Genomic DNA, 12,122 nt, shown 5'->3' with positions numbered 1-12,122 from the left:
ATTAATATTAAATTAGTAATGGCATTTACCACATTCCAGTCCACCCATTTGAGCAGCCGTTAATTTTTCAACTCCATATTTCTTAGATAACTGCTCATGAATTTTTTCATAATAGCCATTATCTTGAACTTTAACCTCTGTATCTCTATGACAGTTAATACACCATCCCATTGTAAGTGGAGCATGTTGATACATAATTTCCATTTCCTCTACAGGACCATGACATGTTTGACATTGAATTCCTGCTACAGACACGTGCTGTGAGTGGTTAAAGTATGCAAAATCAGGCAGGTTGTGAATTCTAACCCACTTTACAGGTTGTGCTTGACCAGTATATTTTTGATCTGCATCACTCCATCCTGCTGCTGCATATAATTTTTGAATTTCTCCATCATAAAACTCTTTGCTATACTCAGCAGTAGTTTCACCTGTATATTCAACAACTGATTTATGACAGTTCATACAAACGTTTAATGAAGGAATTCCTGAAGTTTTACTTACTCTTGCAGATGAGTGACAGTATTTACAATCGATACCGTTATCTCCTGCGTGTATTTTATGAGAAAAGTGTATTGGTTGTACTGGTTGGTATCCTTGATCAACACCTACTTGCATTAAATAACCATACACAAAATAACCACTAGTCAATAAAAAGAAGATTGCAGTAACCAATACTAAAAATTGATTTTGCACAAACGCTTTCCATAATGGTAATCCTTTGTCTTTTTGAGGAATCTCGATTCCTTTAGCCTCAGCAAATCTATTTAGTGTACGTCTTACCAACACTAAAGCAAAAGCCAACAATGCAAATAACAATGCTAATGCCCAAAGGATTATTTTGTTAGAAGTTCCTCCATTTGTAGCACCTTCACTATTAGGATTCTCTGGAGTTTCAGGTTTCTTTACCACAGCTTCTTGGGCTGTATACGCTAAGATATCTGAAATGTCTTGATCAGTTAATTGCGGGAAAGCCGTCATAGGCGTACCACTATATTCATTGAATATTTGGTTACCATAGGCATCGCCAGATTTAACAACTCCAGCACTGTTACGAATCCATGCAGCAATCCACTCTCTATCCAAACCATGGTCATCTGCTAATCTTTGCTCTACATGACGTAACGCAGGACCAGTCATCTTTCGATCTAGGTTATGACAAGAAGCACAATTGGTATTGAAAATAGATTTACCCTTAGCAGGATCACCTTCTTGAGCGTTAAGTGTTGTTGAAAACGTGAGTAAAAGAATAAACCCTAATTGAAGTATATTAGCGGTTAATTTACGGTATATCACCTGTTTCATATTGTTAGTTGAATTATCTTCCAAACTTTGGTATGATTTTTTCATTTAAAAAGAAAAAAATACAGTTATAAAATCTCACGCAAAAATAATACTTAAAGTCCATTTTAGAAATGTTACAGAAGTGTTAATTGGTAATTTATAAAGATTCTAAATAATATTGAAGCTTGCATTTTACTTAATTAAACACAGATATACTTTTGCTGAAATAAATTTTTTAATTTTACCGAATTGAAAAGTTGTTAATACTAAATGGTTTAGTATTTGCGTTTGAAAATTTTAATACTCTTAATAATAGATACGTATGACAAAAATGAACATAAAATCACTACTCGCCTTTTTAATTTTTATTGGATTTTCCTCAATAGGAAATGCTCAAGATGGTGTTGTTACTGTTGAACAAGACAAAGACATTGAAAAGTTATTACAGTTTAAAAAAGATGCTAAAACTGTTGACTTGTATAAAATACAAGTTTATCAAGGAAATCACTCTGGAGCTCAAAAAGCTGAGGCTGATTTTATGAAAACTTACAGCGAATGGCCTGTAAGCATGGAGTATGAGACACCAAACTACAAGATTTGGGTAGGAAATTTTAGAAGTAGACTTGAAGCTGACAAGGCTTTACTTAAAATTAAAAAGAACTACAACAATGCTTTTATTTTTAAACCTAAAAGAGATAAAAGCTAAAACGAAAGATTATATCAAACAAAAAAGCGACTTAAATAAGTCGCTTTTTTTATATCTAATTGAAAGAGTAATTACTTCAATTTTTTCTTCACTTCTACTTCTTGGAATGCTTCTAAAACGTCACCTTCTTTAATGTCGTTGTAGTTTTTGATTTGCAATCCACAGTCATATCCTTTAGATACTTCTTTAACGTCATCTTTAAAACGTTTAAGCGATGCTAACTCTCCTGTATAAACAACAACTCCATCTCTAATTAATCTTATTCCTGAGTTTCTATATATTTTACCGTTAGTTACCATACATCCCGCAATAGTACCAATTTTAGACACTTTAAATAGTTCTCTTATCTCTGCAGTACCAGTAATTTCCTCTTTAAGTTCTGGAGATAACATACCTTCCATTGCATCTTTAAGGTCATTAATAGCATCATAGATAATAGAGTACATTCTGATATCGATTTCTTCCTTATCTGCAATTTGACGTGCATTACCCATTGGTCTTACGTTAAATCCGATAATAATTGCATCAGAAGCAGTTGCTAAAAGCACATCACTTTCGGTAATGGCTCCAACACCTTTATGTATGATATTAACTTGAATTTCTTCGGTAGATAATTTCTGGAACGAATCGGTTAAGGCTTCAACAGATCCATCAACATCACCTTTTAAGATTATGTTCAACTCTTGGAAATCTCCAAGTGCAATACGTCGTCCAATTTCGTCTAAGGTAATATGACGCTGTGTTCTTACAGATTGCTCACGTTGTAATTGTGTACGTTTAGCTGCAATTTGTTTAGCTTCACGTTCATCTTCAAATACGTTGAATTTATCACCTGCTTGTGGTGCTCCATCTAAACCTAAAATAGATACAGGAGTTGATGGTCCTGCAGCAGTAATGTCATTACCACGCTCATCATGCATAGCTTTTACCTTACCACTGTTTCTACCAGCAAGTACATAATCTCCAATTTTGAGTGTTCCGGCTTGTACCAAAATTGTTGATACATAACCTCTTCCTTTGTCTAAGAATGCTTCAACAACAGTTCCGTTTGCAGGTTTATTTGGATTTGCTTTTAACTCTAATAATTCAGCTTCTAGCAATACTTTTTCAAGTAATTCATTAACACCTTGTCCTGTTTTTGCAGAGATATCATGCGATTGAATTTTTCCTCCCCAATCTTCAACCAATAAATTCATGTTTGCTAATCCTTCTTTAATCTTATCAGGATTTGCTGTTGGTTTGTCAATTTTATTAATTGCAAATACAATTGGAACACCTGCTGCTTGCGCATGTGCAATTGCTTCTTTGGTTTGAGGCATGATATCATCATCAGCTGCTACAACAATAATTGCCAAGTCAGTTACTTGAGCACCACGAGCACGCATAGCTGTAAAGGCTTCGTGACCAGGAGTATCTAAAAATGCGATTTTTTGTCCGCTTTCTAAAGTAACTCCATAAGCTCCAATGTGCTGTGTGATTCCACCTGACTCACCTGCAATTACGTTTTCTTCACGAATGTAATCTAGCAACGATGTTTTACCATGATCTACATGACCCATTACAGTTACAATTGGTGCACGAGATTTTAAGTCTTCTGGTTTGTCTTCTACCTCTTCAATAGACTCTTCTATATCAGCAGTTACAAACTCAACTTCATAACCAAATTCATCTGCTACAACCGATAGTGTTTCAGCGTCTAAACGTTGGTTCATTGTTACCATCATACCTAACGACATACATGCCGAAATAATTTCGGTAACAGAAATATTCATCATAGTAGCAACTTCACTTGCAGTAACAAACTCGGTTACTTTAAGAATTTTACTTTCTGCTGCTTCAGCTTGTAAGTCTTTTTCAGTTTGTTCTCTATGTTGTTCTCTTTTCTCTCTACGGTATTTAGCTCCTTTACCTTTGTTGGATTTACCTTGAAGCTTTTCTAGAGTTTCTCTAATTTGCTTTTGAACTTCTGCTTCGCTTGGTTCTTCTTTAACAACAGCTGGACGTTTTCCTTTACCTTTGAAACCGCCTCTTTGGTTATTGTTTCTGTTAAAGTTATTATCTGATCCTGGTTTACTAATACGACGCCTTTTCTTTTTATTGGTGTCTCTATCAGATGAAGCCGCAGGTTTTTTATCTTCTTTTTTCTTCTTAGGCTTATTGAATTGAGATAAATCGATCTTATCACCAGCTATTTTAGGTCCTGAAAGTTTTTGGTATTGCGTTTTTAGTTTGTCATCACCAACAGCACCTTCGGTTGGAACTTCTTTAGCTTTAGGAGTTTCCTTTTTAGGTTCAGGTTTTTCGACTTTTGGAGTTTCCTCTACTTTAGGAGTCTCTTTTTTAACCTCGACTTTTTCGACTTTTTCTACCTTTTCAACCTTGTCTACTTTTTCTACCTTTTCAGTTTTTTCAACTTTAGGAGCCTCCTCTACTTTAGGAGTCTCTTTTTTAGGTTCGGTTTTAGGTTTGTCTAAATCAATTTTACCTACTTGTTTCGGACCGCTTAATTCAGCTTTGGCTTTAACGACTTTAGCTCGTTCTTCTTTTTTCGCCTTTTCTTCAAGCTCGCGCTCACGTTGTTCACGCAACTCTTCTTTTTCCTTAAGCTTTGCTTCACTAACTTCTTGAGACGCTACTTTTTTACTTGCATCTGTTTGAAACTCGTTGGAAAGAATTGCATAAACGTCTTCTGATATTTTTGTATTAGGACTTTTTTCTATCTCCACGTTTTTTGATTCTAGGAAATCAACTGCACGGTCAATAGAAATATTGAGTTCTCTTAATACTTTATTTAATCTAATTGTTTGCGCCATAAATTGCTTGTAATATAACTTAAATATATGTTATTCTTCAAATTCTTCCTTAAGAATTCTGATAACATCAATTATTGTTTCTTCTTCTAAATCTGTTCTCTTCACAAGGTCTTCAATATCTTGCTCTAGAATACTTTTAGCCGTATCAAGACCTGCTTTATTGAATTCTTCAATAATCCATCCTTCGATTTCATCAGAGAATTCAGTTAATTCTACATCTTCATCTTCTTCAGTTCCTTCTCTAAACACGTCAATTTCATAACCTGTTAATTGTCCTGCTAAACGTATGTTATGACCTCCTCTACCAATAGCTTTACTTACTTCTTCTGGTTTTAAAAGTACTTCGGCACGTTTTGCTTCTTCATCAATTTTTATTGATGTTACTCTTGCTGGACTTAATGCTCTTGTAATGTATAATTGTAAGTTGTTGGTAAAGTTGATTACATCAATGTTTTCGTTACCCAATTCTCTTACAATACTGTGTATTCTAGATCCTTTCATACCTACACATGCTCCAACTGGATCTATTCTATCATCATAAGAATCTACAGCTACTTTTGCTTTTTCACCTGGAATTCTTACTACATTTTTTATGGTGATTAATCCATCAAAAACCTCTGGTATTTCTTGTTCAAATAACTTCTCTAAGAAAACAGGAGCTGTTCTTGACATGATAATTGCTGGCTTATTTCCTTTAAGCTCAACACTTTCAATAATTCCTCTTACATTTTCCCCTTTTCTAAAGAAGTCAGAAGGAATTTGTTTGTCTTTTGGTAAAATAATTTCGTTACCCTCATCATCTAGCAAAATAATTGCTCTGTGACGAATGTGGTGTACTTCGGCTGTATAAATTTCACCTTCTAAATCTTTAAATTGCTTATAGATATTAGTATTGTCGTGTTCGTGTATTTTTGAAATTAAATTTTGTCTTAATGCTAAGATAGATCGTCTTCCTAAATCTATAAGTTTAACTTCTTCTGCTACATCTTCTCCTACTTCAAAATCTGGTTCTATTTTACGTGCTTCACTTAATTCAATTTCTTGGTTTGGTTCTTCTACTTCTCCATCTGCTACAACAATTCTATTTCTCCATATCTCTAAATCTCCTTTATCTGGGTTTATAATGATATCAAAGTTATCGTCATCTCCATACTTCTTTTTTAATGCATTTCTTAACACATCTTCTAAAATCGCCATTAACGTTACACGATCTATTAACTTATCGTCTTTAAATTCTGAAAAAGAATCAATTAACGCAACATTTTCCATATCTATTATGAATTAAAATTTTATTATAACTTTTGCCTCTAAAATATCATCGTATTTTATCTTGGCTTCTTTTTTAACAGTAACTTTTCCTTTACCTACTGGCTTAGGTTCTCTTGCTTTCCACTCTAGCATTATCCCTTCTTCATCTTGATTAACAAGTGTTGCTTCAAATTTTTCGCTAGCTTTTGTCTTTACACCTAAAACTCTACCTATATTTTTTTTGTATTGTCTTATATGGCTTAATGGTGTTGTAGCACCAGACGACATTACTTCTAAAGAAAAATCCTGATCTTCTCTGTCTAGATTATGCTCAATTGCACGACTTACAAATATGCAATCTTCAACAAGTACTCCGTTGTCGCCATCTATAATAATCTTAATGGCATTATTGTCTAACACCTCAAAATCAATCAAGAACAAATCTTGTCGTTCTTCTAAGGCTTTATCAAGTAATTCTTTTACGGTATCTCTAAACATTTTTAGTATAAAAAGAGGGGACTTCCCGTCCCCTCGTATTTTCTTTTTCCTTACAACGCTGCAAATATACAACAAATTAATTGATTTCTGCAAATAGGGTAAAGTCGATTTTTATTATTAAATTTATGTAATAACATTCAACGTCATCAATATGAAAAAAATTCTTGTACCAACCGACTTTTCTAAAGAAGCAGAAAACGCATTAAAAGTTGCTGCTCAATTAGCCAAAAAAGAGAATAGTGAAATCTACCTACTTCACATGTTAGAACTTCCATTACAGGAAGTTGATGCCATGAGTTCTCATAGCGCATTACCCGAAGCAATGTTCTTCATGAAATTAGCGCATCAAAAATTTGAAAACCTTATGGCTAGTGATTATTTAGAAGGGATTACTGTACACGAAACTGTAAAATCTGACACCAATTTTGGCAACATCATTGACAAGTGTCATGAGTTAAACATAGACCTAATTGTTATGGGCTCACATGGTGCTAGTGGTTTTAAAGAAATGTTTGTTGGTTCAAATGCTGAAAAGGTTGTAAGAACGTCTGATATTCCTGTATTGGTGATTAAAAACGAGCACACTAGCTTTAATGTTAAAAATTTTGTGTTTGCTTCTGATTTTAAAAACGACAACAAAGAAACCTATAAGCAAGCAACCGATTTTGCCAGTGCATTTGGTTCAAAAATACATTTACTCATGGTAAATACCGCAAATACGTTTACAACTACAGCAAAAGCTAAAGAACGAATATTAGATTTTATAAAAGATTATGAATTTGACAATTACACGCTAAACATATACAACGACACCACTGTGGAAAGTGGCATTTTAAACTTCTCTAAAGATATTGACGCAGACCTAATAGGAATAAGCACTCATGGGAGACAAGGAATTGCTCATTTTTTTAACGGCAGTATAAGTGAAGACCTTGTGAATCATGCTAAAAGACCTGTGATTACGTTTAAGATATAATCTCAAAACCCTAAAACAAAAAAGTCTTCCAATTGTGGAAGACTTTTTTTGTTGGCCTACTAGGGCTCGAACCTAGACTCTTCTGGACCAAAACCAGACGTGTTGCCAGTTACACCATAGGCCATCATTTCAAATGAGGATGCAAATTTATAACAAAGTTTCATTTGCACAAAAAAAAATCAAGAAAATAATTTAAAAACCTTAACGTTTACTTAAAAACCTTAGTGTTTATCATATTTATTATTAAATTCGCCCGCAACAATACTTAACACATATGACACATTTCAACTTCAAGAAATGGAATACCATTTTAGGATGGTTTGCTTTTACCGTAGCCCTTATTACATATGCGCTAACCATAGAACCAACAGTTAGCTTTTGGGATGCTGGAGAGTATATTTTAACTTCTTCTAAGCTACAAGTTGGGCATCCTCCTGGAGCTCCATTTTTTCAAATGATGGGTGCATTTTTCTCAATGTTTGCTCTTGAACCTTCTCAAGTTGGCATGATGTTAAATATGATGAGTGCTGTAGCAAGTGCATTTACAATCTTGTTTATGTTTTGGACCATAAGCCTACTTTTAAGGAAACTAGCAGTTGCTTCACTACCTAAAAAAGAGGCTATCAATGATGAATATGACACTACTTTATTGTCTAAACAACAAAACGTTGCCATCTTAGGAAGTGCTCTTGTAGGGAGTTTAGCTTTTACTTTTACCGATTCATTTTGGTTTAATGCTGTTGAAACAGAAGTATATGCAATGGCTGCCTTAATTATGTCTATTATGTTCTGGTTAGGGTTACGTTGGGAACAAGACATGAATACTCCTAGAGGTAACAGATGGTTAATTTTAATAGCTTTTGTTATAGGTATGTCTTTTGGTGTTCACTTTATGGGATTATTGACCATACCTGCTATAGGACTTATCTATTACTTTAAAAACTACAAAGAAATAACGGTTAAAAACTTCATTATTGCCAATGTAGTAGCAGTAGCTATATTACTTTTTGTGTTTAAACTATTAGCTCCAAACATTATGAGAGCGTTTAGTGCTTCGGAATTGTTTTTTGTAAATAGCATAGGATTACCTTTTAACTCAGGTTCAATTATTGCTGGTATTGTTTTAATTGCTATTATTTATTTCGGATTAAAATACACACGTCAAAAAAACTACAAGCATTTAAACACAGGAATTCTTTGTTTAACGTTTATTATCATTGGTTTTTCTTCATGGTTGATGCTACCAATTAGAGCCAATGCTCAAGTTGTTATTAACGAAAACAACCCTTCTAGTGCCAGAGAACTTTTAGCATATTATAACTTAGAGCAATACCCAGAAACTCATTTGTTCTATGGACCATTGTTTACAGAGCAATACACTGGTTATGATGCCAATCAACCTTTTATTGATGATAAACCTAAATACGAAAAAGACGAAAAGTCTGGAAAGTATATTGTTGTAAACGATTGGAAAAACGCCAAACAAAACTACAATTCTGAGCAAGCTTCTATTTTACCAAGAATGTGGAGTACAGAGCATGCCGAAAACTATATGATGTTTACTGGCCTACTAGATTTTAAAATCAAGCCAGAATATCAAATGGAAAACCAAGTAAGAGCTTTGGTTAATGATTTTAGACAGCAAGTTGCTGAAGGTAGAATTGATTATGAAGATTACCATTTATTCCTTAAAAGATACGGTCAAGAGTTTTTAGACATTGAAAAACCGTCATTACTTCAAAATGCTGGATACATGTTAGAGTACCAATTAGGTTATATGTATTGGCGTTATTTTATGTGGAACTTTGTAGGAAGGCAAGACGATATTCAAGGAAAGTATGACGATTTACACGGTAACTGGATAAGTGGCATTGATTTTATTGACGAAATGCATTTAGGCATGTCGCAAAAAAACTTACCAAGCGATGTAGAAAACAATAAAGCACGAAACACCTACTATTTCTTACCGCTTATCTTAGGGCTTATAGGGTTTTTATTTTTACTCAGTAAAGACAAAAAACTGTTTTGGACTATGCTAGTTTTCTTTTTGTTTACAGGTTTAGCAATTCAATTCTATACAAATATTCGACCTTTTGAGCCTAGAGAAAGAGACTATTCGGTTGTTGGTTCGTTTTATGTGTTTGCCATTTGGATTGGTTTTGGAGTATACTCTATTTTTGAAGGCTTAAAAAAGTATTCGTCTTCAAAATTCTTAGCGCCATCAATAACCCTTGTATGTTTAATTCTTGTACCAGGAATTCTTGCGGCAAACAATTGGGATGACCATGACAGGTCTGAAAGAGAAACAGCCCATGCAATGGCTATTAAGTATTTACAATCTTGTGCGCCAAATGCCATTTTATTTACTATTGGTGATAATGATACATTCCCGCTTTGGTATGCTCAAGAAATTGAAGGAATACGAACTGACGTAAGAGTTGTAAATACTAGTTTATTCCAAACCGATTGGTATATCGATCAAATGAAACGAAAAGCGTATGAGAGCGACCCAATTCCTTCTCAACTAACGCATGACCAATATAAGTTTGGAACAAGAGACTATATCATGAGAAGGGAAATTACCAAAGACACGCTGATGATAAAAGACTTTATGAACTTTGTAAGTAGTGACGATCCTAGATACAAGCTAAAATATATTCTTCAACGAGAAGGTGAAGACCTTAGCTACTACCCAAGTAATTTATTAAACTCTAACTATTTTCCAACATCTCACATTAGAGTTCCTGTTGACAAGGCTTCTGTTTTAGAACATGGTATCGTAAAACCTAAAGATGCTGATAAAATACTACCTTATTTAGACGTTGAAATAAAAGGAGGCGCTTTATATAAAAACAGATTACTGATGTTAGATATAGTAGCTAACAACAATTGGAAACGTCCAATTTATTTTACTGGAGGTGCATTTGGTGACGATGATTATATCTGGATGAAAGACTACCTGCAACTAGACGGTTTATGCTACAAACTTGTGCCAATAAAAACACCTGTTGACAGAGCAAACCCTTTTGATATGGGACGTGTAGATAGCGAATTAATGTACGAAAAAGTTATGGCTTGGGATTGGGGAAATAGTGGTAACGAAAACGTATACCACGATACCGAATCTAGAAAGAATGGGATAACTTACAGAGGTAATCTTGCGCGTTTGGTGGAGCAACTAATTAATGAAGAGGAGTACGATAAAGCTGAAAAAGTAGCTGATTTAGCTATGGAAAAAATGCCTGTTGATATTTTTGGGTATTACACACTTTTAGAACCATACATTAGTGCTTACTACGAAGTAGACAAAGTTGAAAAAGGTAGAGACCTATTTAAAAAGGTAAGTAAAAAATACCAGGAAAGTTTAACCTATTACAGTGGATTATCTATAGAAAATCAAACACGTTATCTTGACGAAATTGTTACTGATATTGAACGCTACCGTGCTTTAGTAGATATATTAGTGATTTATAAAGATGGTGATTTTGCTTTAGAAGAAACTGAAAGGTTTAACAATTATCTTAAGCTTTTCAATCACTTTGCTGGAGACGAACCAGAAGATGATGAGCAGCCTTTAATGGATGACTTAGATATTATATCAAACGACTCGGTTGATAGTCTTTTTAATATGGAATAAATTGTTAGGGTTTTCGTATGAAAATAACTCCTACTAAAACACCTTTGGTGGTAAAGAAGATGTTTCCAAATTACATTTGGGACATTCCTACTGAACAAAAAACAATTTATCTCACTTTTGATGATGGTCCAACACCTGAAATAACGCATTGGACTCTAAACACATTAAAACAATACAATGCAAAAGCGACGTTCTTTTGTATTGGTAGTAATATTGAAAAGCATCCTGATATTTTTCAGGATATAATCAATGAAGGTCATAGCATTGGTAACCATACCTACAACCATTTAAAAGGCTGGAAAACCCAAAAAAAAGAATATATAGACGATGTTTTAAAAACCCAATCTTTAATAGAACAACAACAAACATCTAAGTTATTTCGTCCTCCTTATGGAAAAATAAAACCCAAGCAAGCTAACGAGTTAATTCAAATGGGTTATAAAATTATAATGTGGGATGTATTGTCTTTTGATTGGGATGCTACAATATCTAATGCAGCTTGTTTAGAAAATGTAATCTCCAAAACAAAAAAAGGGAGCGTTATTGTTTTTCATGATAGCCTCAAAGCTGCTTCAAATCTGCAATATGCTTTACCTAAAGTTTTAGAACACTATAGCAATCTTGGATTTTCTTTTAAGAATATAGTTATATCTGATTAGATATACTCTTGAATAATACCTATTAAAGTATTAGCGTCTTGCTCACCACTGTGACGCCATTTCATTTCACCACCTTTGTAGATAATTAGCGTTGGTAAGCCTTTAACTCTTAAAGCTTCAGCAAGCTCTTTGTTTTTATCAACGTCAATTTTAATGACCTTAGCCTTATCACCAAGAGCAGCTGCAACGTCTCTTAATACAGCATGCATTGCCTTGGATTGCTCATTCCATTCTGTAAAAAAGTCTAACAGAACAGGAATGTTAACATCTATTAATTCCCCAAATTTTGACATACTTTAAAGTT

Annotated in this window: 9 protein-coding genes and 1 tRNA gene; 4 read left to right on the top strand and 6 right to left on the bottom strand. The window is 33.9% G+C overall.

Annotated elements, in window-relative coordinates:
- Positions 1-12: 12 nt before the first annotated feature.
- Positions 13-1,302, bottom strand: coding sequence for a cytochrome c3 family protein (locus DMZ43_RS13030; RefSeq protein WP_131508807.1), 1,290 nt, complete (start codon positions 1,300-1,302; stop codon positions 13-15).
- A 310-nt stretch (positions 1,303-1,612) separates the two neighbouring features.
- On the opposite strand from DMZ43_RS13030, the gene DMZ43_RS13025 reads away from it, so the two are divergent.
- Positions 1,613-1,987 carry an SPOR domain-containing protein gene (locus DMZ43_RS13025; protein ID WP_129760955.1) on the top strand — a complete coding sequence of 125 codons (375 nt, stop codon included), beginning with the start codon at positions 1,613-1,615 and terminating at the stop codon, positions 1,985-1,987.
- Positions 1,988-2,058: 71 nt separating this feature from the next.
- Here the strand turns inward: DMZ43_RS13025 and infB are convergent, their stop codons facing one another.
- From infB to rimP, 3 genes are read right to left on the bottom strand one after another with little or no spacing between them, the layout of a single operon-like run.
- Positions 2,059-4,800: a translation initiation factor IF-2 gene (infB, locus tag DMZ43_RS13020; protein ID WP_131508806.1), complete on the bottom strand. Its 2,742-nt coding sequence runs from the start codon at positions 4,798-4,800 to the stop codon at positions 2,059-2,061.
- A 30-nt stretch (positions 4,801-4,830) separates the two neighbouring features.
- Positions 4,831-6,069, bottom strand: a complete 1,239-nt coding sequence (nusA, locus tag DMZ43_RS13015) for a transcription termination factor NusA (protein WP_129760953.1) — start codon at positions 6,067-6,069, stop codon at positions 4,831-4,833.
- Between the two features lie 12 nt (positions 6,070-6,081).
- Positions 6,082-6,546: a ribosome assembly cofactor RimP gene (rimP, locus tag DMZ43_RS13010; RefSeq protein ID WP_129760952.1), complete on the bottom strand. Its 465-nt coding sequence runs from the start codon at positions 6,544-6,546 to the stop codon at positions 6,082-6,084.
- A 151-nt stretch (positions 6,547-6,697) separates the two neighbouring features.
- On the opposite strand from rimP, the gene DMZ43_RS13005 reads away from it, so the two are divergent.
- A complete protein-coding gene (locus DMZ43_RS13005) occupies positions 6,698-7,522 on the top strand; it encodes a universal stress protein (RefSeq protein WP_129760951.1) in 825 nt (274 codons plus the stop codon).
- Between the two features lie 51 nt (positions 7,523-7,573).
- Here DMZ43_RS13005 and DMZ43_RS13000 read toward each other — a convergent pair.
- Positions 7,574-7,646 (bottom strand) — tRNA-Gln (locus DMZ43_RS13000).
- Positions 7,647-7,796: 150 nt separating this feature from the next.
- Between DMZ43_RS13000 and DMZ43_RS12995 the strand changes: the two genes are divergently transcribed.
- Both DMZ43_RS12995 and DMZ43_RS12990 read left to right on the top strand, forming a co-directional pair.
- Positions 7,797-11,159, top strand: coding sequence for a DUF2723 domain-containing protein (locus DMZ43_RS12995; protein WP_131508805.1), 3,363 nt, complete (start codon positions 7,797-7,799; stop codon positions 11,157-11,159).
- 17 nt (positions 11,160-11,176) lie between these two features.
- Positions 11,177-11,818, top strand: coding sequence for a polysaccharide deacetylase family protein (locus tag DMZ43_RS12990; protein ID WP_131508804.1), 642 nt, complete (start codon positions 11,177-11,179; stop codon positions 11,816-11,818).
- Here the strand turns inward: DMZ43_RS12990 and DMZ43_RS12985 are convergent.
- Complete coding sequence (locus DMZ43_RS12985) at positions 11,815-12,111, bottom strand: co-chaperone YbbN (RefSeq protein ID WP_129760948.1); 297 nt, start codon at positions 12,109-12,111, stop codon at positions 11,815-11,817. The genes DMZ43_RS12990 and DMZ43_RS12985 overlap by 4 nt on opposite strands.
- Positions 12,112-12,122: the final 11 nt, after the last annotated feature.

The sequence above is a fragment of the Meridianimaribacter sp. CL38 genome (assembly GCF_004328055.1).
In the GTDB taxonomy this organism is placed as follows: domain Bacteria; phylum Bacteroidota; class Bacteroidia; order Flavobacteriales; family Flavobacteriaceae; genus Gaetbulibacter_B; species Gaetbulibacter_B jejuensis.
This window is presented reverse-complemented; position numbering and strand designations above follow the sequence as displayed.

What these genes read in the sequence shown, in the direction of transcription:
- DMZ43_RS13025 (WP_129760955.1), top strand. Translation starts at nt 1,613, where the DNA reads ATGAACATAAAATCACTACTCGCCTTTTTAATTTTTATTGGATTTTCC.
- nusA (WP_129760953.1), bottom strand. Translation starts at nt 6,069, where the DNA reads ATGGAAAATGTTGCGTTAATTGATTCTTTTTCAGAATTTAAAGACGAT.
- rimP (WP_129760952.1), bottom strand. Translation starts at nt 6,546, where the DNA reads ATGTTTAGAGATACCGTAAAAGAATTACTTGATAAAGCCTTAGAAGAA.
- DMZ43_RS12990 (WP_131508804.1), top strand. Translation starts at nt 11,177, where the DNA reads ATGAAAATAACTCCTACTAAAACACCTTTGGTGGTAAAGAAGATGTTT.
- DMZ43_RS12995 (WP_131508805.1), top strand. Translation starts at nt 7,797, where the DNA reads ATGACACATTTCAACTTCAAGAAATGGAATACCATTTTAGGATGGTTT.
- infB (WP_131508806.1), bottom strand. Translation starts at nt 4,800, where the DNA reads ATGGCGCAAACAATTAGATTAAATAAAGTATTAAGAGAACTCAATATT.
- DMZ43_RS13030 (WP_131508807.1), bottom strand. Translation starts at nt 1,302, where the DNA reads ATGAAACAGGTGATATACCGTAAATTAACCGCTAATATACTTCAATTA.
- DMZ43_RS13005 (WP_129760951.1), top strand. Translation starts at nt 6,698, where the DNA reads ATGAAAAAAATTCTTGTACCAACCGACTTTTCTAAAGAAGCAGAAAAC.
- DMZ43_RS12985 (WP_129760948.1), bottom strand. Translation starts at nt 12,111, where the DNA reads ATGTCAAAATTTGGGGAATTAATAGATGTTAACATTCCTGTTCTGTTA.